We start from the raw sequence: 23,617 nt of genomic DNA, 5'->3' as shown, positions 1-23,617 counted from the left end.
AGGAGGATTTTACATGGGTGTTTTTGATGTAGACTATAATAAAATAACTGAGCGAACACAATTTCCATATGAAATCGAAGTGATTCATCATACTTGGATAACGATGCAAGATGGTACGAAATTATCAGCTAAAATCTGGCAACCTAAGACCGACACTAAGACTAAAGGCGCGGTATTAGAATATTTACCATATAGAAAAGATGAATTTACTGCTTTACGGGATGAAATTAGACATAAATATTTTGCAGGGTTTGGGTATACTGCTATTCGAGTTGATATAAGGGGAACTGGGGATTCTGAAAGTATTATCGAAGACGAATATCCGTTACAAGAACAAGACGATGCATTGGACATTATAGAATGGATAACAAACCAAGAATGGTCAAATGGTTCAGTAGCAATGATCGGTAAATCGTGGGGAGGATTTAACGGATTACAAGTTGCTGCGAGACAACCAGAAGCATTGAAGACCATTATCTCATTATGTTCAACGGATGATCGATACGCGGATGACGTTCATTATAAAGGCGGAACACTTATGGCTTCTGATATGCTTTGGTGGGCTTCTACGATGTTTGCATATAATGCACGACCAGCTTTTCCGAAATATTTCGGTGATAAATGGTATGAAAATTGGCTTGAACGTTTAGAACATACACCACCGTTTGTGGAAGAATGGGTTAGTCATCAAACAAGAGATGATTATTGGAAGCATGGTTCTATAAATGAAGACTATTCAAACATTACCATTCCAGTATTAACGATGAGTGGTTGGGCTGACGGCTATACAAATGCTGTGTTTCGTTTAATGCGTCATTTGAATGTTCCGAAGAAAGGTATTATAGGACCTTGGGCACATGAATTTCCAGACGTCGCAATTCCTGGACCTCAATTTGGATATTTACAAGAAGTTGTCGCATGGTTAGATAAATGGATGGAACCGAGTGAACATATAAACCATAAAGATGAATTTCTTGTTTATGTTCAAGATAGCGTGGAACCACAAACTTCATACGACTATCGAGAAGGTAAATGGTTAGATTTATTGAAAGAAGACATCAAGTCGAAAGATATTTTTAGTAGTATGACGCAAGAAATCACTTTGAAAAATAATCAACAACATGGTCTTTATTCAGGCGTGTTCTGTCCTTTTGGCCAAGAAGGGGACTTACCAGATGATCAAACAATCGATAATGCTTTAGCATGCTCATTTATGGTTGAGACGTATGGTGAAAGATTGAATATTATTGGACAACCTATCGCAAAGCTCCATGTTAAATCTGATCGTGAATATGGCAATATCCATGTGCGTATTTCTGACGTGCATCCTAACGGCAAGAAGACATTGATTACGAAAGGTCAGTTGAATCTAAATCACTACAAGAGTCATGAAACGCCAGAGACACTACCGATTAACGAGTATATCAATGCAGAAGTACCTTTAGATGTCATAGGCTATCAAATACCAGCAGGACATAAAATAGAAGTGTCTATCTCACCTACATATTGGCCACAAATTTGGCCGAGCAAAGAGATAGCAAATATAAAAGTGGATTTAGAGTATTCGCAATTGATATTACCTTTAATTGATCATTTTGAAGAAATTCAATTAGACTATCCTTTATCAGAAACTGCACAGCCTCTAGAAAAAATCATTCATAGAGAAGGGTCTCGAACGAGGGATATCACGAAGCGGTTAACGACCAATGAATGGGAATTAAGAGATTATTCAGATGAAGGATTAAGAACATTAAAAGAAAGTCATATCACATATGGAACAGAGAACTTAAATGTCTATACAATTAAAGAAGACGATCCATTATCAGCCAAAGTCCAATGTGATTGGAAAGTGATTGTTAAAGATGATGATATAGATACTGAAGTAGAGACATTTAGTACAATGACATGTGATGCAGACTATTATTACTTATATAATAAAGTTGTAGCTTATAACGAAGGCGAACAATGCTTCTCAAAAACATGGAAAAAGAAAATAGAACGAGACTTTACTTGAAGATGAAATTTGAATTGGAGAATCACGCACGAAGACTGTAAGATATCGTGCGCTAAGGTGCAAAATCAGGTCGTATCGCACGAAGACCGTGAGATATCGTGCGCTAGGGTGCAAAATCAGGTCGTATCGCACGAAGACTGCGAGATATCGTGCGCTAGGGTATAAAAAAGGGGCATAACGCACGAAGACTGTAAGATATCGTGCGCTAGGGTATAAAAAAGGGGCATAACGCACGAAGACTGTAAGATATCGTGCGCTAGGGTGCAAAAAAGGGGCATAACGCACGAAGACTGTAAGATATCGTGCGCTAAGGTGCAAAATCAGGTCGTATCGCACGAAGACTGCGAGATATCGTGCGCTAGGGTATAAAAAAGGGGCATAACGCACGAAGACTGCGAGATATCGTGCGCTAGGGTGCAAAAAAGGGGCATAACGCACGAAGACTGCGAGATATCGTGCGCTAGGGTGCAAAATCAGGTCGTATCGCACGAAGACTGTAAGATATCGTGCGCTAATATATGAAAAGTCATATGTTCCTTTTCAAATAACATATAAGAAAAACCGCGAAAACTAACAGCTCACGTTAGTTTTCGCGGTTCTTTTAATCTATATAACGATACGACATCAATTCTTGTAACATTTGAATTTCTTCTTGTAATTTGGCGCCGATATTTGTATCTCGAACTTTCTTTCTTTCGAGTTCTTCGTCTACAACACGTCTAACGGATAGCTCATCAGCCCCGTTGAGTAGTACGTTTTCTTTTGTACCAAAGTGTTTGTGAGCAACGAGCTGCATACCAAATGAGTTATACAGCAATGTATAGCCTGCGATACCTGTTGTAGATTGATAAGCTTTTGAAAATCCACCGTCGATAACGATCATCTTACCATTTGCTTTAATTGGATTTTCACCATCAATTTCTTTAACAGGTGTATGACCGTTGATAATACGACCTTGTTCAGGATCTAAATCAAACTCTTCTAACATTTTGCGACACATATCGCTGTCTTCTCTTAAGTAATAATAAGGATTTTTTTCTTCCTTATGTGATGCTTTATCTTTTATAAAATATCTTTCGAATGTTGTCATGGCACGTTTACCGAATAATGAAGAATATTTACCTGTCCATAAATACCAAATTAAATCTGTAGATAAGTCATCTGTTTCATGTTTACGACTAAATGAATTTCTAATATGATATTCGAATTGGTCTAATAATTCTCGCCCATTATAGACTTTACCGTCAATTTCCATTTCTTCCATATTACCTTGTTCATCTACGGGTATACAGCCATGGATAAGTAAATTACCATTATATTTTAAATACAAGTTACCTTTTTTCATTAAAAAGTTCATATGACGTTTCAGTTTTTCGGATTCTTGTACAGAAAGTAGAAGTTTATTAATGACTTCCTCTTCTTCTTCGTTTAGTTGTGCTGGATTTGCTCGGTCAACGGTTTCAAAGCATGTATTTTCTAATTGATACGTTTGACCGTAAATAGTAATTTCATTGTTATCGTAATTTACTTTTTCAAGTACGAGTCTTTCTTCCATATCAAATGACGGACGACGTTTAATAATTGGGCTTTCTAGTTTAAATTGAATGATGGCGATTGCTTGATGAATCTTAGTGATTTGAAGTTTTTCTTCTTCTGATAGTTCTTTGTCGGCATGTTTTTTTGGATGAAATGCAGTATTATCGCCGTAATATTTTTCAGCTAAATTAACTAAAGGTCGCAAATTAATGCCATATGCATCTTCAATGATATCTAAATTATCATAACGTGCGCATATTCTTAAAATGTTCGCTAAACATACTTTTGAACCGGCATAAGCGCCAATCCACAATACGTCATGGTTACCCCATTGGATATCAACAGAATGATAATTAATTAACGTTTCCATAATTTTATCAGGTTCAGGACCACGGTCATAAATATCTCCTACAACATGTAAATGGTCAACGACTAATCTTTGAATCGTGTATGCTAAACCAATAATCAGTTTATCTGATTGACCAAGTGAAATGATTTTTTGAACAATTGTTTCGTAGTAAGTCGTTTTATTGTTATAGACATTGCTTTTATATAATAACTCTTCGATTATGTATACGAATTGTTTAGGTAAAGCTTTACGTAACTTAGAACGTGTATACTTACTTGAAGCGTATGAAATAAGATGTATCATTTGTTGAATTGTTTCAATATACCAATCGTTTAATTCTGATTTCGATGCAAATTGATTTTTAACAAGTTTCAATTTTTCTTCTGGATAATAAACGAGTGCAGCAAGGTCGCTAATATGTTCTTCAGAATGTGTCTCTTTAAAAATATCATTAATTTTAGCTCTCACATTACCAGAACCATTTCTTAAAACATGTTGGAATGCATGATATTCGCCATGTAAGTCACTTACGAAATGTTCTGTTCCTTTAGGTAAGTCTAAAATAGATTGTAAATTAATAATTTCAGTTGCTACTTTTTCTTCTTCATCAAACTTTTCTGCTAATAAATTTAAGTATTTTTCTTTTAAAATCTGGCTGTCGTATTGAGTCATAAAAAAATTCACTCCGTTCATCATTTCGAGATTTTTTATTTAGAAATTAAACCTACCATTTGAGATATAGTATAACACATTAAGCGTTTTCTTTTATGGTTTAAGATTCACTTCTGTAGGCTAAATATATATAAAGGAGTCGATTATTCATGGCATGTAAAATAGATAGAATTTATAATAATCTTGATGAAAAAGGTGTAAGAGTATTAGTGGACCGAGTATGGCCGAGAGGGATATCTAAAGACAAAGCAAATTTAGATCATTGGTTAAAAGACATCGCTCCCTCAAGTGAATTAAGAAAATGGTTCAATCACGAACCAAGCAAATTTGAAGAATTTAAAGAAAAATATAAAAAAGAACTCGAATCCGGAGATCAACAAGAAGCTTTAAATCAGCTAAAAGAAATTTATAAAGACAATAAACAAACACTCATCATACTGTATGGCGCCAAAGACGAAAAACACAATCAAGCAATCGTGTTAAAAGAAATATTGGATGGGTGAGTCTTGGCTTAACGCCTGAATAAAGCCAAGAGATAGGTCAAGTCATGGCTTAAGTACCGAATAAAGCCAAGAGATGAGCGAAGTCATGGCTTAACGCCTGAATAAAGCCAAGAGATCACCCAAGTCATGGCTTAAGTACCGAATAAAGCCAAGAGATCACCCAAGTCATGGCTTAAGTACCGAGTAAAGCCAAGAGATGCCCCAAGTTATGGCTTAAGTACCGAGTAAAGCCAAGACTTCACCCGCAACTGCCTCCAAGACTTGGTCCAATCCTATCCCACTCCCTACCTTATACACCTATTAAACTGTTGATATATATCTTCTGCGATTTCATGTGATGCTATGCCGCGTACGTTCATGCGACCGTCTTTAAATAAGGTCATGGTCATATCGTCATATGCTATAAATTTTACATATGCGTTTTCTTTAGCGATATGTCCTGGGAAGTGATGTGCTAATTCAAATGCGTGTTGTTTAAATCTAAACATGAACGTATCTCCACATAATGCTTCTATTGATGAAAGAGGTGGTGTGTTTAATGCTTGGTATATCCCTTGTTCACATACAACGCAGTCATCGTCTTTTAATAAATTGATGTTTGTTGCGCGTATGTTCATTTCAAATGTATCAATTGTGATGAGCTTTTTGGAAAAAGATTTTCCTGCAACATATCTGAGTAATTCTGATACTTCGAAACTGGCTACTTGTTGAACGACTGGTGGTAGCACGCCATTTATGGCACAACTTTCTCCAGTTTGAGGTACGCTTTGAAGGATACATCTTAAGCAAGGTCCACTATAATCAATTGCATAAACAGTTCCTTTACTTCCGACTGCTGCGCCATATATCCAAGGAATGTTTAATTTATGGCAAACTTCATTGATTAAAAAGCGCATATCAAATTGATCCATGCCATCGATTACTATATCTGGTTGGACATTTTTAATAATCGTTTCAATGTTTTGTGCTGTTAATTCTTGATGTATAGCATTTAATTCAACATGATGATTAATCTGTTTAATTTTCCTCTTTAAAGCAACGACTTTAGGAAGCATTTCTTGTGCATCACGTTCATCATAGAGTGCTTGACGATGTAAATTAGAAAGCTCAACGATATCCATGTCGATTATCGTTAATTGATGAGCGCCCATGCGAGCGAGTAGTTCTGCAACATGACTGCCTAATGCACCTGCACCCATAATCAATATACGGGTATTCTGCAATGTTTCTTGGCTATGCTCACCGAACTGTTGAAACTTCATTTGTCGCTCGTATCGTTCCATTACAAGAATCCTAATCCTTCAGTTGGACTTGATGCTTGTGCTGTATATTTAACAGGGATTCTACCTGCCTCATAACTTAATTGTCCGGCTTCAATACCTAATTTCATCGCTTCAGCCATTTTAACTGGGTCTTTCGCACCAGAAATGGCAGTATTTAATAAAATTGCATCTGCACCAAGTTCCATCGCGTAACAAGTATCTTTCGGTGAACCAATACCAGCATCCACAATAACGGGTATGTTAGCTTGTTCAATGATATATCTTAAATTGAGTGGGTTATTAAGACCTCTACCAGTTCCAATAGGAGAAGCTAGTGGCATAATCGCGTGAACACCTAATGCTTCAAGTCGTTTAGCTAATACAACATCACACGAAATATATGGACAGACAATATAGCCTTTATCTAATAATATTTCACATGCTTTATAAGTTTCGATTGGGTCTGGCAATAAAGTCTTATCGTCACCAATGACTTCTACTTTAATTAAGTTGCAAAGCCCAGCATGATTGGCAATTTCTGCAATACGTACTGCTTCTTCAGCAGTATGTGCACCAGCAGTATTAGGAAAAGTAATAAAGCGATTTAAATCAACATTTGCTAATGGGTTCGGTAATGATTTGTCATATAGATTCATTCTTCTTACAGCAAAAGTGAGCACTTCTGTACCTGATGCTTGGATTGCTTTAGATTGTGTTTCTTCATCTTTAAATTTACCAGTACCTAATAATAATCTTGAGTTGAGTTCATATGGTCCTATTTTTAACATTTTATCCGCCTCCAACAAATTCTAGTAGTTCTAATCTATCTGATTCTCTAACAGTAATATCATTAAATTGTTCACTTTTGATGAGTGTATCGTTCCATTCGACAATGATTCTATCTTTATCTAATTCCAGCGAGTCTAGTAAATCTGACAACGTTAACGCATCTTCAAAATTAAATTCATCACCATTAATGATACATTTCATAAATGGACACACCTCCTCACTTTAAATGATTCTAATAACGTAGGTCTTTCTTCATAAATAATCCATTCAGCCATTAATTTGCCGATGATAGGTGACAGTAATATGCCATTACGATAATGACCCGTAACAATATATAAATCTTTATCGATTTCATCCATAATCGGCCATTCATTATCAGTGTATGGTCTAATTCCCGACCATTTATGAATGAGTCGGCTACTTGATAATAATGGAATGTATTTACACGCTTGACGCATTAACCAATTTTCTCCTTCAACTGATGTGCCTACAGTATAGTCATCTACATAACTTGTCGCACCCACTAAAAATCGATTGCCACGTTTCGGCACAATGTAACAGCCATTCGTCATAAAAAGTGTTTGTTCTAATTTTAAGTCTGGATGTTCTAACAGTAGTACTTCACCTTTAACACCTGTTACTTTAGGCTCAATTTCATAGTCGGTTAATAACTGATGACTCCATGCACCGCCAGCAACTATAACTTTTTTGGAAAGTAAAATTTGGTTTGCAGTGAGCACTTTAAACGAATCATTTAAGCGATGAATGGATTTAACTTCAGTATGATAAATGCGTTCAATTCCTTTATACTCAATAGATTTCAATAAAGCTTTAGCATATTGATTAGCATTAATTTGTCCATCAAATGGAATATAAATCGCTTTATGATTATAAGCAATCGTATGATTTGAAAGATGACGAAGTGATTGACTATCTAACGTCGTAACTGAACGATCGCGTTTGTTCAAAAAAAGATATTGCGCTGTTAAGCTGTCGATATCTTCTCGTGAAGCGGCCATTTTAATTAAACCGTGCGCTTGATAATCAATATTGATATTCGTCTCTTTATATAACGTATGACTAAGTGATTCGAAATAATCTCTCGAACGTAATGCAAGTTGATAAAGGGGTGTATCTTCAATAAATTCATTTTGTGCACCTAACATGCCACCAGCTTTATAAGATGCATGTAATCCAGGCACATCTCGATCTATCACAGCGATAGACAAAGAATCATTCTTAATTGCTAATTCACGTGCAATAGACATGCCCATGACGCCTGAACCAACAATTAACACGTCATACATATGCAAGCCACTCCTCTCTTAATAACTGAATTTCACGCAAACTTCGATCTCTGAAAAATGAAATTGCACAAACACCTTTAAAACCATGAGGTAACGACTTAATAGAATGGGTATCTATACCACCAATTGCATAAACAGGAATATCTATAGATACTGCATTTGTTATTTCTTTAGAAGACCTTGGTTTAAGACCATGTTTAGAACGTGTTTCAAACACGTGACCAAAGAATACGAAATCTAAAGACCACTCACGTGCACGTTTCACACTTTCAACTGAATGTGTAGACATACTGACTGATATATGAGGATGAAGTTTTTTATATTCAAATGCGTGCACGTCATCTTCACGAAAATGAATAAAATTTAAATCATATTTTTCAAGTATGGCCATATCAGAATGAATCATTAATTTCGTTTGCGGAAAGCCATTTGCTAATAAATAATCAAGCGCCCAGCATAGATCATTACGTGTCATAGGCACTCTCAGTAATAACAAATCAATCTCTTCAGCAATCTCTATATAATGTTCTAAATCATCAACATCTAAGTCTTTATACGGTGTAACAGCAATAAACAATGAAATCACTCCAAATAAAAAACGCTATTTTTCTGGATAGAAAAATAGCGTAAAAATTTAATTATAAGTATAAGTAAGCTTATATACGCCACTTTCCTACGCCAGTATGAACTGGATCAGGTTCAAGGAATCCCGAAGTCACTACTTCAGTCTCAGCCTATAATAAGGCACTTCCAGTGGACATTTATTCAGTTATTACATCCATTGTACATATAAAAGTAAGAATGTTCAAATTTATATGTTATTAAGTCACATCCTAAATTATTCCATTAATCTATTTTTTAAATTCCGTGAAATAAAATTTTAAAGACCAATTATTTATTAAAACAGAAAATAATATTGACATTGATAACTATTATCAATTAAATTATAAGATGGAAGGAGAATTTCAATAAATTTACAAAGGAGGTATATTATGCAAAGGTTTAAACAAGTTTTAAATATTGGGTTATTAGTACTTATTTTATTATCAGTAGGTGTAGGTAAGGTGGCTTCTGCTGATGTGAAGGATGGTACTTATGACGTTGATTACACAGTATTGAAACATGGTACTTCAGATGTTTCGATTGCAAATGATTATTTTAATAAACCAGGTAAGTTAGTTGTTAAGAATGGTGAAAAGCAACTTCAATTAACGATGAATCATAGCCATTGGATTAAAGGTATTACAGTTGATGGTTCTGCTGAAAGTATCGTAAGTGAAGATAAAGGTTCAGACGTTAGAACGTCTAGCTTTAAAGTGAATTCTACATCTGGACAACTTGCTGGAACAATTGATGTTTATATCAATGAAAAAGTCGATGGTAAACCGTTCTTATACGATAACAAATATAAAATCACATTTGACGTGAAAGAACCTTCTGGACAGGCTGCAGCAGATTCATCTAGTGATGCTTCAAAAGATTCAACAACAGCAGCATCAACTAGTTCAGATAGTAGTACACCATCTAGTGGTTCTACTACTTCTACAACTTCACAAGATGTGAAAAATCCTCAAACGAGCGCAGGCACACCAGTAATGATCACAGTCCTTCCAATTGTTGCGGGTATGTTATTAATCGTTACGTTTATGTTCAATAAAAAATTGAAAAGAGGTCATAATTAATGAAGAAAAATGTTAAGTCACTATTAGCGTTTTCTTTATTATTCTCAACTCTTTCATTCAACACTTATGAACCGCTTAGTCATACAACAATGAAAAAAGTTGAAGCAGCAGAAGAACAAGCATCAGCAGTGGAAAGTAAGACAATTGATTTTGTTGTAAATAAAGATAAATCAAATGAAGTCTCATATATGGATCAATATATGGTGAAACCAGCAAAGGTATATTTTGAGAATGGGGAAACGTATGTTGAGATGACTTTGAAAAGTGCTTCTTATTGGAAGTCATTTGAACTGTATGATGAATCAGGCGCAATTGCCATTCAAACAGTTAAAGAAGATCATCAAGCTGATACAAAAGTCATTAAGTTTAAAGTTAAACCAGGTAGTCAATCGCTTACTTCAAAAGTTCACATTGTTGTACCGGCAATCAATTATGACAACAAATATACAACTCATGTAAATTTTAAAGAAGTTATTCCTAGTGCACCGACAACTCAGAATTCAAATCAACAAGATACAGGAAAAGTAGATTCAAACGATAAAGCAAAAGATGATTCAAACCAATCAACGACTGACCAAAAGCAAGATAATACAACGCAGAATAATGAAGATACACAACAAGCACCTGCCAAGGATACGAATCATGAGAAACCACAAACAGAACTTCCAAAGCAAGATACATCAAAGAATGAATCACCAAAGAAGGATATATCAAAGAACGAAACACCTAAGAATGATAATAAGCCGATAACAAAAAAAGAAGTGCCAATTCCTGATAAAGTTAAAAATCCGTCTGGCTCCAACCAAGGATCAACTCAACAAGAAAAAGCAACTTCAACGTTAGGTTACATGGTCTATAAAAATGGTTCAAGTGAAATATCTTATATGGACCAATATATGGTGAAACCTGCACGTATTGTTGAAGAAAATGGTAAACAATATGTTGAACTAACATTGAAATCAGCTTCATATTGGAAGTCGTTTGAATTATTCGATCATGATAAAAAATTAAATGTCACAACCGTGTCAGAAGATCAATCTGCAGATACAAAAATCATTCGCTTTGAAAAGCCGAAAGATTTAAAAGTATTAACATCTAAAGTGCACATTGTTGTACCAGCAATTAATTACGACAATCATTACACAACACGAATTGAATTTGATAAAGAAGCGGCATCTGGCAACGGAAATACAGACACAAGTGATGAACAACAACAACCTGTCAGCACACCAAGTAAAGATGATGACACTAAAGGTCATGATTCTAATAATGTTCAACACAATCAGACAATACCGTCAGATGACCAAAAAGCCGAATCTTCGAATGCTTCATCTGCAGCAAATAGTTCAACAAATCATAGTTCATCACCTGCCACACCTGCAAATCAAGCTGTGACAAGTGGTAACAATGCAACAAGTTCTACAAGTGCAGATAAAGCCAATCCAAGTTTCGATCGTAACGCAGATGGTTCAACAAACATGAAACTCGTTAATCCTTCAACAAGTAGCAGTGGAGATGCGATGACATATGCACTTATCTTCAGTGGTGCAGTATTGTTATTAGCTGGTTCATTCTTCTTAGGTAAGAAGCGAGCATCTAAATGAAGATTAAATCGCTATTAAGTTTAATGCTTATATGTAGCTGTCTACTTGCGGCTTGTAACATCAACTTTAGTAAATCATCAGAACCTGCAAGTAAACAGAAGAAAGAAGAATTCAGAATCGTACCAACTACTGTAGCTTTAACGGAAACTTTAGATGCATTAGATTTAGATATCGTAGGTAAACCGACAACTTATAAAGATTTACCGAAGCGATACAAAGATGTACCTGAAATTGGTCAGCCTAAGAAACCGAATGTTGAAGTTGTAAAATCACTTAATCCAACACATGTATTAACGGTTACAACAATTAAATCAGAGATGGATCCTGTGTTTGAACAACTTAAAATGAAAGGTACTTATTATGATTACGACAGTTTAAATGGTTTGAAGAAATCTATCACCGAAATGGGTAATACGTTCAACCGTAAAGAACAGGCTAAAAAACTTAATAACAAGTTTGAAAATGCCGAAGCAGAAATTAAAGCTAAGATTCAAGGCAAAGAACGCCCTAAAGTACTAATTCTTATGGGTGTGCCTGGTAGTTATCTTGTAGCAACAGAACACTCTTATATTGGTGATTTAGTGAAAATTGCCGGAGGAGAGAATGTTATACAAAATGAATCAAGAGCTTATTTATCTTCTAATACGGAAGAACTTTATAAAGTCAATCCTGATATTATTTTAAGATTGCCACATGGTTTTCCAGATCAAGTAAAAGAAATGTTTAAAAAAGAGTTTAGTACAAATGATATATGGAAACACTTTGACGCAGTTAAAAATAATAGAGTTTATGATTTAGAAGAAATACCATTTGGCATAACAGCAAGTATTAAAGCTGACGATGCGTTAGTACAGCTTTATGACATTTTATATAATAAGTAAAGAGGTTAAAACATGAAAAAATATTCGCGACTCACGTTCTGGATCATGTTATGTATGCTTGTCATAACAATTTATATATCGCTTGTAAGTGGGAAGTTACCTTTAAGTATAGAACAAATCATCACGAAACTCACAACAGGTACTGAACCTCAAGTAGATGCAGTTATTGATTTACGCATGCCAAGAATATTCATCGCGTTATTTGTTGGAGCTGCTCTGAGTGTATCAGGGGCTTTGCTACAAGCGGTATTACAAAATCCTCTAGCTGAAGCGAATATTATTGGTGTGACATCTGGTGCACTTGTTGCACGAGGTGTCATACTTATATTTTTACCTACCTTGTATTTCTATTTACCGATATTCGTCTTTATTGGTGGGGTTATACCGTTTCTTATATTATTCCTTTTAGTATCTCGTTATCACATAACACCGATTAGACTCATATTAGTAGGTGTTGCGATATATGCCATGTTAAATGGTGTAATAGAGCTTTTATCTATGAGTCCTGTTATGCAGTTACCGACAGGGTTAACGATGAAAGTATGGCAAGATGTTTATATAATCGCCGTCACTTCAACAATAGGGATTATATTCGCACTCATGTTAGTAAACAAAGTGAACTTGTTATCATTCGAAGATAAACAAGCGCATAATATTGGTTTTAATATCACGAAATACCGCCTCATCGTCGGTTTAGTTGCTGTATTTTTAGCAAGTAGTGCAACAGCTATCGTAGGTCAATTAGCATTTGTAGGCTTAATCGTGCCACATATTATAAGACGTATCGTTGGGACGAATTATAAAAAAGTCATACCTTATTCCATTATATTTGGTGCCTGGCTCGTATTATTAGCAGACACAGCAGGTCGAACAATAGCGCCACCTTTAGAGATACCAGCGAGTACGATAACAACTGTAGTAGGTGGGCCATTCTTGATTTACCTTATTTGTAAAGGAGCGTATGTCCATGCGAACAGAGAACGTTAGTTTCAAATACCAGCGAAAGCATATTTTTAAATCGTTAAACATACAACTCAAAAAGCACGCCATTACAACTATCATTGGACCTAATGGATCAGGTAAATCAACATTGTTACAGATATTATCACGTAATTTAGAGCCGAGTGAAGGTATTGTTTACTTAGATAATCAAGCTATTTCATCATTAAATAGAAAGACGTTAGCAAGGCAGTTAGCAACCGTACATCAAACTAACCGTGCGCCAGAAGATTTTACAGTAAAAGAAGTCGTACAATGTGGTAGATATAGTTACCAATCCATATTGAAGAAAGATATCAAACAAGAAGAAGTCATTCAGCATGTGTTACATCAACTAGAATTAGAAGACTTTCAAGATAAACCCATTAGTGAATTGTCAGGCGGAGAATTACAACGTGTGTATATCGCAATGTCACTTGCGCAAGAACCACAATATATGTTGCTAGATGAACCAACGACTTACTTAGATTTAAACTATCAATATCAAGTGTTGGACATTATCCGATCACTGAAAGAGAACTTTAATATCACCATTATTATGGTGTTACATGACATTAACCAAGCGATAGAATATAGTGATGAAATCGTATGTATACATAACAATCAAGTCATCCAAGGACCTCCAGAAGAAGTCGTAACAGAATCCTTTATTGCACGCGTATATAATATCGATGCGAAAATCATTCATGACCCAGAATGTGGCATGTTGATTTGTAAGAGAAAGGGTAGAGCGCCTCATGAAAATCATCATTAAAATCATTCAAATAGCATTAGTCGCTGTCATCATATGGTCTGGATATGTCATGTTTCACAATAAGCAAGAAGATAAAGAAGCGGAAGAACGCTACATTCATTTACAACAAAATTACACACAAATGACAAACACTAATACCGTGCGACCACAATTCAAACAACTTAGCAACATCAACAAAGATATCATAGGGTGGATACATCTAGAAGGCACATCATTGAACTATCCAATACTACAATCGAAAGACAACAAAGACTACTTAAAGAAAGACTTTGAACAACAAGAAAGTAGAAAAGGTAGTATCTTTATGGATTATCGTAATACACCAAAGCACGATAAAATGAATACCGTCATATATGGACATCACGTAGGAGATAACACCATGTTTGACGTCGTAGAAAAATATTTAGATCAATCATTTTATAATCAACATAAAACAATCCAGTACGACACACAATACGGTAAATATCAATTAGAAGTCATTAGCGCATATGAAACGACAACAAAAGATAATTACATACAAACAGACTTTAAAGACAAAGCAACGTATGAACAATTTCTAGAACAAACATTAAAAAAATCACAAATCTCAACAACAACAGAAGTAAATAAAAACGACAAGATTGTCACACTCTCAACATGTGAAGACCCATATTCACTCACATCAGGACGAATCGTCGTCGTAGCCAAACTCGTAAAAGTATAAAATAGAAAAGAGGAAATAACATGTTTATGGCAGAAAATAAATTACAACTCTATAAAGGAACAGCAGACGAAACAATAGAAAGATTCTATATGAGACAAGGTATAGAAACAATCGAAGGATTCAAGAAAATGTATGTAACAAAAACGAATGACCTCGAAGAATACGACGAAGTAAAAATACTTACAATCTGGGAATCAGAACAATGCTTCAAAAACTGGTTAAAATCAGACGTATTCAAAGAAGCACATAAGAACGTACGACATAACAGAGAAGATAGCGAAAGTCCTATATTAGAAAACACAGTCACAACATATACAATCGGTTATCACTTTGATAATGAGGTAGAAGCGGAAGTTATAAACCCAGCATGACATTAAAGTCATGTTGGGTTTTTTTGTGGGGGGATAAGGATAAATTAAAAATATAACACAGTAAAAATAAAGTATTAATAAGCAAAAAAAATTATAAGTCTAATAAAATAAAGAAATATATTTAATATGAAATTATTAACGTAATATTTCAAAACATTTTCTTGTAAATGTAGTATAATTGTATAAAATGTAGATAAAGATTATTTTAATTTATTTATATAGATCTAAGGAGGATTAAATGTCTCAGATTGTCGATATACCTCATTATACAGATTTAAAGAAAGTAGAAACGCACAGCCAACTTATGAAAAAATATTATTGTGATGATTTGATCGTTAACTTAAGAAAATTATACATAGATGATCAACGTGATTTTAATTTGTTTTTGAAAGAGCTTTATATTAGGGGAATCAGTTTTAAAGGGGAGTGGAATACTAATTTATTTCATAAAATTGAATATAATTTATATCCATATATATATGTTGAAGACGATAAGAAAAGGTTTGAATCGCTATCGTTGAATATGTTCTCATTATCTAATCTTATTTCGGACCATAATATTAATTCAGATCTTTTTTTAACTATATGCCGTTAGAAGGCTTTTATAAATATATTCCCAAAGAAAAAAGAGAATATTTTAAAAGAGAGCTTTTAAGTAGTGGATTTGAGTTAGTGTATAGTTCAAATATAAAATCCAAGAAAAAGGTTTTAACCTATGTAAATGGATTTGGATATGATATGGATAAATTAATTTTTGGAGATGAGTTCGATCACTTTAAAGATTTTTGTAAATATCAAAAAAACAAAAATTATAGATCATTTAAGATGCTTATAGAAGATTATAAGAAAAGAGAGAAAGTAAGTAAGACTTATATAAAAAAGCTATATGAATACTTTGAACTAAATAACATGATAAAACCAGGCGGACAAGACTATCGTGATATTTTCAATAATGAGCTTAGATATACTTTAGAAGAAAATAATATTAATTATGCTGATTTTATAAATATTTACTTTAGTGAAGAAAACTTACAAAAAGATGAACCATATAAATATGGATTAAATTTGATTGAACGTTTAAGTAATAATAGTAAAGATAATAATGTTAATTTGGATAATTACTATAAAAAAATGAATGAAAGCTTGACAAATTTAAAAAATCATATGAATTATAAGTTGATAAGTCACTATAGAATTAATGAATTTGTAAAAATAACTAAAATTTCTAATCTTTTTCGTGATGATAAAAGGTATATATATGAACTTGGTAATCAGTTAGAAGATTATACATTGATAGAAATAATTATAGATTATATAGAAAAAGTCTTTAAAGTTTCAGAAATAAAAACATTTATTGACCAATCTTTAAATGATAATCAGAAAAAAGTTATAAGTGGTAGAGCGCGTGGGGAAACGTTAGGTGAAATAGGAATTAACATTGGAGTAACTAGAGAAAGAGTTAGACAAATTCAAGAAAAAGTACGAAAGAATATCATCTCTAACGGAATACACAATACAATTGAAACTTTATTATTATTATTATTCACAAAGAATAATCAAGTACATATAGATGAATTGGAAAATGTTTTAAATATAAAAGAATCTAATTATTTAATAAAGCTAATATTAGAGAAAAGTGAAAAATTTATTATTATAGATGAACTAGATATTATTTTATTAAAGACGCATTACAGTAGAATAAAAGATTATGTGAGTTCAAAACTGAATGATGACACACTCGTTATTAAAATAAATGAAATTCCATTTATTGATAAAACAGAGTTCGAAATACTTAAATTTATATTTAATGAATTTAACTATATCTTTGCAGAAGATAAATTTGTGCAGAATAGTATAAGTATTGTTAGAGCTATTGAATATGTTTTTGATAATAACAGAAATGAAATTATTACTAATAACGAAGATGGATTTATTAAGGTAAAAAATTTAATAAAGTCCATGTTAGGAATGGAGATAACTTCTAATCAAAGGAGTTTATTTAGTAGAGTAGCAAGTGCAGAAAATGTAATTTTAGTGGATAGAAACACTTATAAGTATGATGATTTCAGTGAAGTAGATAAGCAGTTTATTAGTCAACTTAAAGAGATTATCGATGAAGGATTAACTAATTATCCATACGTTGATCCAAGAGATATTTTTAATAATAATCATACATTAATGATTGATAATAAGGTTAATTCATATACACATCTTTATTCTATTATTAAGAACTTTTATGAAGATGAATATAAAATTGGTTATCAAAATACATTATATATTTATGAAAAAGACGCAAAGTCACTATCTTCCGAAGAAATTTTAATGAAATATATAGAAAGAAATAGCCCAGCGAATGTAAAAACTTTATTAAATGATTTGAAATGGAGTAATACAAAATTAGAGCAATTAATTGCGAGGATGAATGATATTCTTATTAATGGATTTAATGATGTCGTATCAATCAAAGGAATTGAAGATGAACCATTTTTTGAAGAAGTCATCGATTTAATTAAAAATGAATTTAACAAAGAATATATCTATACAGTAGATCTATTTATGGATATGTCATTAGATGATAAATACAAACCTTTACTTGAGAAATATCATATAGATAATTTATATGGTTTTTCACAGTTTATAAAGTCTAAATTAGACAATATCAGAGGTCAAAAACAATTTTTATATGTTAAAGATAGTAAAATTAGAAAAATCGAAGATGTAATTACGAATGAATTACCAAATATATTCTCAAATAAAGAATTAGAAGAGTGTATCGTTTACAAAGGATATTCAAGGCAAAAATATTATCAGACTAGAGATAATCTAATAGAAGACAATAAAATAGCACCATACGATAATGATCTATTTTTAAATCTGAAAGATACTGTATTTGATGAAGATATTTTACAAGAGGTTAAGAAAAAAGCAGATAAACTTCTCCAAGATAAGATATATCTTAATAAAAACGATTTAGAACAAATTGATATAAACTATGAAGAATTAAATCGATTAACACCTAATTTAATTGCATACCTTCTTGAAATTAATGGTTATTCACTAATCGAAGCATATCAAGGTTCAAAATACGAGTTGCCTATTGTGTCGAAAGAATTTAAAACATATGAAGATGTTATCTATTACGAGCTTGAAAATAATTATAGAGATGCTTATGAAAGTAATGTGTTTTTAAATTATTTAAAAAGCAAATTACTAGTTAATATAAAAGCTGATAGATTATATTACGTTATTTTAAATTTAGATAGATTAAAATTTGATGACATTGGTTATTTTACCTTTGAAAGAGGAGAAGTTTAATATGTTAAATAATTTAGACTTTAAATTACAATATAGGTCGAGTGATAGTAATATATATGAAGATTTTTATTATCCTTGTTTAAAAAATTCAGTTTCATATGATCGTGCATCAGGTTATTTTACGAGTGAAAGCTTTAAATTATTAGCTAGAGGATTAGAAGTATTTTTAGAAAATGGAGGGAAAATACGAATAGTTGCTAATCCTAAATTATCGGAAGATGATATAGAAGCTATTGAAAAAGGCCATATAGCAAAAGAAGAAATAATTGAAGAGAATTTGTTAAAAGAAATTAAATTAGGTTATAAAACAATTGAAGACGATACATTGAATGTTATTTCGTGGTTAATATTTAAAGAGCAATTAGAATTTAAGATAGCTTTTACTAAAGGAAATGCTATTTATCATGAAAAATTTGGTGTTTTTACAGATGAAACTGGTTATTCGATAGCCTTTTCTGGATCTGCAAATGAAACATATTATGGTTTACGTGAAAATTTTGAAAAAATTGATGTATACTCTGACATCAGAGATATACATAGAATTGAAAATTCAAAAAGTGACTTTGATAATCTTTGGCATAACAGAACAAGAGAATTAGAAGTTATGGATATGCCTGATTCAATTAATAGGGGGTTAATTTCCTATAGAAAAGATATTGAAAAATATAATTTATACACATCGAAGAGCGAGAAACAAAAAACTGATAAAGTTGAAGAAAGAGACTATCAAAAAATAGCAATAAATAATTGGATTAATAATCAGAATATTGGAATTTTAGAAATGGCAACAGGCACCGGAAAAACAATAACAAGTTTATTAGCCGCAAAAAGGTTTAAAAAGAACCAACAACGCGCTCTCATAATAATTATTGTTCCATTTCAACATCTTATAGAACAATGGTCAAAAGATGTTGAAAGTATTTTAGATATAGATGTTCTAAAATGTATGAATTCTAAACAAACATGGTTTAATAAAGCTAAAAAAATTGTACAAGAATATAATCTAGGTTTAATTGATGAACAAGTTTTTTTAACGACTTATAAAACGGCATCATCAGTTGGTTTTAAAAATATATTCAACCGCATGATAGGACCATCTTTATTGATATGTGACGAATGTCATTCTTTAACATATAACGGATATAGAGATTTTCCTTTCGATAAATTTAATGGAAGATTAGGTTTGTCGGCAACACCGGATAGATGGTGGGATGAAGAAGGTACATTTTTTATAAAAAAATCAGTTGGTGATGTTGTATATCAATATGATCTTGATCAAGCAATTGAAAATGATAAACTCACACCTTATGAATATTATCCTCATATCGTTAATTTTAGTGAAAAAGAGATGTCGGAGTACAACAAAATTAGTATGCAAATATTTAACTTATTAAAAAAGGATTCCGATGAGGAAAAAGAAAAATTGGAGAGGCTTTATTCAAAACGTGCAAATTTAATTTATAAAGCAGAAAATAAAATTCCTCAGTTTATACAAGATATTAAAGAAGAGGATTTACCTAATTTAAAGCATACACTTGTATATTGTGCTCCTGGAGAAATAGATATTATAGTAAAAAAATTATATGAATTAGGGTTAAAAGTTAGTAAATTTAATTCTGAAATAAAAAATAAAGAACGAGAAAAATTACTAAAAATGTTTGATGAAGGACAGATTCAAGTATTAGTAGCTATTAGATGTTTAGATGAGGGTGTTGATATACCAGCAACTAGAAGTGCATACTTTTTAGCTAGTACTTCGAATCCAAAAGAATTTATTCAAAGAAGAGGTAGAATTCTAAGAAAGCATACTGGTAAAAGGTATGCAAAATTACATGATTATATTGTTCTTCCATTAGGCTTACCTTTTGATGACTTTAATAAAATTGCTTCTAAAGAATTACCTAGATTTACTGAATTTAGTAACAGTGCATTAAATTATAGTAAAACAAAACTTTATATGGGGAATATTTTGAATGACTATAATTTGTCGCATTTAATGTATAAAAAACCTTGGGAAGTATATAAAGAAATGAAGGAGATGTTTGAAAATGGCAACATTAAATAATGAATTGAGCAAGCATTTGGCAGAATTAGACAAAGAGTATGAAGATTTATTAAGACCATTCTTAGAGGATTTAGCAAATTCTGATACAGTTTCAGAAGAAAAATCAGCAATTAATAGGTTTGAAAACAATATAAATAAATATGTTAAAGGGGAACATAAAGATGAAGTTAATTAGATTAGAACTTAATAATTTTAGACAATATTATGGTAAACAAACTGTTGATTTCGCTTATGAAGGTACTCGTAATACAACAATTTTATTTGGGGAAAATGGTAAAGGTAAGACAGGTATATATAGGGCAATTATGTTTGTGCTATTTGGGTCTACTAAAATTTCTCAAGATACTGGTAATGATAAGATCCATTTAACTAATTTTAAATATTTGAATGAGAATAGTTCAGGGACTGGTGAAGCAACAGTTACTTTAAGGTTTGAACATGAAAATATTGTATATGAAATAAGTAGAAAAATTAGTGCTTTTAAACAATCACCTTCAATTATAACAGAACGGGAAAAATCAGTATCTTTAACGCAAATAGATCCAGAAACAGGAAATGTTATGCCTGATTATTTAAAAGATAAGCAAGAGATAAGTTTGAAAATCAATAAAATTATGAATGAAAAAATTAAAGACTTCTTTCTCTTTGATGCAGAAAAAATTGATACATTAGCTAAATTTGATAACAAGGTAAGGTCAGAAGTAAAAAATGCTATATTTAATCTCTTACAAATAGACAAAATAAATTTTGCTAAAAAGGTATTAAAAGATGAAAGTAAGATATTAAACTATAAATTAACTAGTTCTTCTTCTGATGGTAATGTAACAGTTTTATCTAAAAAAATTAATGATATAGATTTAGAAATCGAAGAACTAAACCAAACAAATAATAAAATTAATGAAGAAATATCTTCAATTGATGAGTCAATTGCAAATCATAATATAACATTAGATAAAAATAAAAATATTATAGAAAAAAGAGATAGAATTGAAGACAAAAAATCGGTTCTATTAACTTTAAATCAACAGCTTGAAAGTTTGAAATCTCAGTTGTTTAATTTGTCATTTTCTAGTATGCCTTATTTACTAGCAAGAGATATTTTTAAAACTAACAAATTATTTTTAGAGAATTTTTTAGGTGATAGAAAAATTAGTATTCCAAGAGAAATACTTGAAAAATCCATTACAGATAATGAATGTATAATTTGTGCAAATAACTTAAGTGATAATCATACTGCTCGAGATCATATTGAAATATTAATACAAGAACAGAATAATTCAGAAACATATGATATTGCTAGAAGATTATTAAGCTTAATTGAAGATAAAGAGCCACAATTTGAAGATGATACAAAAGATTTAGAGAGTCTAATCAAGAAATATAAAGAAACAATTGAAAAAATTGATAAAACAAATATTCAAATTAAAGATTTAGAAAATGATATTGCTGAACAAGCAAGAAATACTGTAGATTTATCAACTATTCAAACAATGATAGATCAAGATACTAATAAGAAAATTGATATGACAGTCCAATTAGAAAAAAATAAAGATAAACTTAATAACTTAGAAATGGAATTGAAGGAAATAAAAGATCAGTACCAAGAACTTATTGATAAAGAAAGTAAATATACAATTGAAAAACAAAAATTAAAATTAATGTATAAACTTGAAGAAGAACTGAAAAAGATATCTGATACTTTTAGTAATGATGTACGTTCCTTAATTGGTACTTATACTACAGAAATCTTTAAAACTTTAATAGATCCTAAAGATATAAACATTATTGATAAAGTTACAATAGATAAAAACTTTGAAATTGGTGCTATTAATAGAAATGAATATAAGATTACTCAAGATATATCACAAGGTCAGAGACAAATTTTAGCATTATCATTTATTACTGCCTTAGCTAAGATTGCAGCAAGAGAAAATTCTGGTGAAAAAATAGATTATCCTTTATTCATGGATTCGCCATTTAACAGACTTAGTGGTATGAACAGAGATAATTTAATTGAGAAGATTCCAGATTTAACAGGACAATGGATATTATTAGTCACAGATACAGAATTAACACCAAGTGAAGAGAGAGTATTTAAGCGTACAAATAGACTAGGAAGTTGGTACAGAATTAATCAAATTGATGTACATCATTCTGAAATTGAATATGTTTCAATTGATGAAAAAATGGCTACAAGAGGAGGATACTAGATGGGGATTTTAAGAGATAATCAATTACTGTTTTATGCTGATGAAAAGTATTCAAGCGTGTACGAAACTTTTGCTAAATTAAAACAAGAAAAGAAATTTGAAACTAAGCATTTATTTATTTTAGCAGCATCAATTGGATTTAAAAATGCTTCAAGAGTACAGCTTGAAAAGAAAGGTAAAGAAACACGAAGTACATATTTAACACCAATGGAAGAAAATTTATTATTAAATCTAGCATTTACTGATCCAGAATTATCAAACGAGTTAGAATCACTAATAGATGATGATAATAAGGGTAAAATAAAAACAATTATAGAAGAGTATTCAAATGGTGGCATGAAACTTATTGTTGAAGAATCACTTTATGAAAATTGGGATGGATATGAATTAAATCAAAAATATGAGGATTATTATTATGATCTGAATAAGTTTATATTGTCCCAATTAAAGATGGTACCATTTTAAAAATATTCTAATCCCAGACACGACTTTTTACGTCGTGTCTTTTTTTGTCGATTTTTTGCAGATTTTTTTGTTTTTCTTTCACTTTTTTTGAGAAAAATTTAATTTTTATATTACATTTTTTGAAGTTTAAAGTGTC

The 23,617-nt window shown here is 31.7% G+C and carries 21 protein-coding genes and 1 riboswitch; of the genes, 15 read left to right on the top strand and 6 right to left on the bottom strand.

From position 1 onward, the window contains the following. The first annotated feature begins 13 nt into the window (after nucleotides 1-13). Nucleotides 14-2,014, top strand: coding sequence for a CocE/NonD family hydrolase (locus LQ622_RS13085; RefSeq protein ID WP_239775377.1), 2,001 nt, complete (start codon nucleotides 14-16; stop codon nucleotides 2,012-2,014). A 601-nt stretch (nucleotides 2,015-2,615) separates the two neighbouring features. Here LQ622_RS13085 and LQ622_RS13080 read toward each other — a convergent pair. Beyond that, on the bottom strand, nucleotides 2,616-4,571 hold the full coding sequence (locus LQ622_RS13080) for a fructose-1,6-bisphosphatase (RefSeq protein ID WP_239775375.1): 1,956 nt from the start codon (nucleotides 4,569-4,571) through the stop codon (nucleotides 2,616-2,618). Between the two features lie 149 nt (nucleotides 4,572-4,720). On the opposite strand from LQ622_RS13080, the gene LQ622_RS13075 reads away from it, so the two are divergent. After that, nucleotides 4,721-5,074: a DUF488 domain-containing protein gene (locus LQ622_RS13075; RefSeq protein ID WP_210126523.1), complete on the top strand. Its 354-nt coding sequence runs from the start codon at nucleotides 4,721-4,723 to the stop codon at nucleotides 5,072-5,074. A gap of 284 nt (nucleotides 5,075-5,358) precedes the next feature. Here the strand turns inward: LQ622_RS13075 and LQ622_RS13070 are convergent, their stop codons facing one another. From LQ622_RS13070 to LQ622_RS13050, 5 genes are read right to left on the bottom strand one after another with little or no spacing between them, the layout of a single operon-like run. Further along, nucleotides 5,359-6,357, bottom strand: coding sequence for a ThiF family adenylyltransferase (locus tag LQ622_RS13070; RefSeq protein ID WP_239775371.1), 999 nt, complete (start codon nucleotides 6,355-6,357; stop codon nucleotides 5,359-5,361). Then, nucleotides 6,357-7,124 (bottom strand): thiazole synthase, encoded by a 768-nt coding sequence (locus LQ622_RS13065; protein WP_239775369.1) that lies wholly within the window; start codon nucleotides 7,122-7,124, stop codon nucleotides 6,357-6,359. Before LQ622_RS13065 ends, LQ622_RS13070 begins: the two co-directional genes overlap by 1 nt. A gap of 1 nt (nucleotide 7,125) precedes the next feature. Further along, nucleotides 7,126-7,326: a sulfur carrier protein ThiS gene (gene thiS, locus LQ622_RS13060; RefSeq protein ID WP_025905802.1), complete on the bottom strand. Its 201-nt coding sequence runs from the start codon at nucleotides 7,324-7,326 to the stop codon at nucleotides 7,126-7,128. Continuing rightward, nucleotides 7,323-8,432 (bottom strand): NAD(P)/FAD-dependent oxidoreductase, encoded by a 1,110-nt coding sequence (locus LQ622_RS13055; RefSeq protein WP_239775367.1) that lies wholly within the window; start codon nucleotides 8,430-8,432, stop codon nucleotides 7,323-7,325. The genes thiS and LQ622_RS13055 overlap by 4 nt, the downstream gene beginning before the upstream one ends. Beyond that, a complete protein-coding gene (locus tag LQ622_RS13050) occupies nucleotides 8,425-9,018 on the bottom strand; it encodes a thiamine phosphate synthase (RefSeq protein WP_481817267.1) in 594 nt (197 codons plus the stop codon). Before LQ622_RS13050 ends, LQ622_RS13055 begins: the two co-directional genes overlap by 8 nt. A 67-nt stretch (nucleotides 9,019-9,085) precedes the next feature. Then, a riboswitch (TPP riboswitch) is annotated at nucleotides 9,086-9,194 on the bottom strand. A gap of 230 nt (nucleotides 9,195-9,424) precedes the next feature. Between LQ622_RS13050 and isdC the strand changes: the two genes are divergently transcribed. The 13 genes from isdC to LQ622_RS12985 all read left to right on the top strand — a co-directional run bounded on the left by isdC (nucleotide 9,425) and on the right by LQ622_RS12985 (nucleotide 23,481). After that, complete coding sequence (gene isdC / locus LQ622_RS13045) at nucleotides 9,425-10,114, top strand: heme uptake protein IsdC (protein WP_126477298.1); 690 nt, start codon at nucleotides 9,425-9,427, stop codon at nucleotides 10,112-10,114. Next, a complete protein-coding gene (locus tag LQ622_RS13040) occupies nucleotides 10,114-11,718 on the top strand; it encodes an NEAT domain-containing protein (protein ID WP_239775365.1) in 1,605 nt (534 codons plus the stop codon). Before isdC ends, LQ622_RS13040 begins: the two co-directional genes overlap by 1 nt. Further along, nucleotides 11,715-12,599 (top strand): heme ABC transporter substrate-binding protein IsdE, encoded by an 885-nt coding sequence (isdE, locus tag LQ622_RS13035; protein ID WP_239775363.1) that lies wholly within the window; start codon nucleotides 11,715-11,717, stop codon nucleotides 12,597-12,599. The genes LQ622_RS13040 and isdE overlap by 4 nt, the downstream gene beginning before the upstream one ends. Before the next feature lie 12 nt (nucleotides 12,600-12,611). Further along, nucleotides 12,612-13,586, top strand: a complete 975-nt coding sequence (locus LQ622_RS13030; RefSeq protein WP_239748892.1) for a FecCD family ABC transporter permease — start codon at nucleotides 12,612-12,614, stop codon at nucleotides 13,584-13,586. Further along, nucleotides 13,567-14,352 carry an ABC transporter ATP-binding protein gene (locus LQ622_RS13025; RefSeq protein ID WP_239775361.1) on the top strand — a complete coding sequence of 262 codons (786 nt, stop codon included), beginning with the start codon at nucleotides 13,567-13,569 and terminating at the stop codon, nucleotides 14,350-14,352. Before LQ622_RS13030 ends, LQ622_RS13025 begins: the two co-directional genes overlap by 20 nt. Further along, nucleotides 14,336-15,055, top strand: coding sequence for a class B sortase (srtB, locus tag LQ622_RS13020; protein ID WP_239775359.1), 720 nt, complete (start codon nucleotides 14,336-14,338; stop codon nucleotides 15,053-15,055). The genes LQ622_RS13025 and srtB overlap by 17 nt, the downstream gene beginning before the upstream one ends. Before the next feature lie 20 nt (nucleotides 15,056-15,075). Beyond that, nucleotides 15,076-15,426, top strand: a complete 351-nt coding sequence (locus LQ622_RS13015; protein WP_204256987.1) for an antibiotic biosynthesis monooxygenase — start codon at nucleotides 15,076-15,078, stop codon at nucleotides 15,424-15,426. A 238-nt stretch (nucleotides 15,427-15,664) separates the two neighbouring features. Next, a complete protein-coding gene (locus tag LQ622_RS13010) occupies nucleotides 15,665-16,021 on the top strand; it encodes a hypothetical protein (protein WP_239775356.1) in 357 nt (118 codons plus the stop codon). Continuing rightward, nucleotides 16,012-18,741, top strand: a complete 2,730-nt coding sequence (locus tag LQ622_RS13005; protein ID WP_239775353.1) for a sigma factor-like helix-turn-helix DNA-binding protein — start codon at nucleotides 16,012-16,014, stop codon at nucleotides 18,739-18,741. The genes LQ622_RS13010 and LQ622_RS13005 overlap by 10 nt, the downstream gene beginning before the upstream one ends. A 1-nt stretch (nucleotide 18,742) precedes the next feature. Further along, complete coding sequence (locus tag LQ622_RS13000) at nucleotides 18,743-20,806, top strand: DEAD/DEAH box helicase family protein (protein ID WP_239775351.1); 2,064 nt, start codon at nucleotides 18,743-18,745, stop codon at nucleotides 20,804-20,806. Beyond that, the gene (locus LQ622_RS12995; protein ID WP_107566179.1) at nucleotides 20,790-20,981 is read left to right on the top strand and encodes a hypothetical protein; all 192 of its coding nucleotides are present in this window, start codon (nucleotides 20,790-20,792) and stop codon (nucleotides 20,979-20,981) included. The genes LQ622_RS13000 and LQ622_RS12995 overlap by 17 nt, the downstream gene beginning before the upstream one ends. After that, nucleotides 20,968-23,016, top strand: a complete 2,049-nt coding sequence (locus tag LQ622_RS12990) for an AAA family ATPase (RefSeq protein ID WP_239775349.1) — start codon at nucleotides 20,968-20,970, stop codon at nucleotides 23,014-23,016. The genes LQ622_RS12995 and LQ622_RS12990 overlap by 14 nt, the downstream gene beginning before the upstream one ends. After that, nucleotides 23,017-23,481, top strand: a complete 465-nt coding sequence (locus LQ622_RS12985) for a hypothetical protein (RefSeq protein ID WP_126477308.1) — start codon at nucleotides 23,017-23,019, stop codon at nucleotides 23,479-23,481. It abuts the gene before it with no gap. Nucleotides 23,482-23,617 lie beyond the last annotated feature (136 nt).

Source organism: Mammaliicoccus sp. N-M50, from assembly GCF_022386995.1.
In the GTDB taxonomy this organism is placed as follows: domain Bacteria; phylum Bacillota; class Bacilli; order Staphylococcales; family Staphylococcaceae; genus Mammaliicoccus; species Mammaliicoccus sciuri_A.
This window is presented reverse-complemented; position numbering and strand designations above follow the sequence as displayed.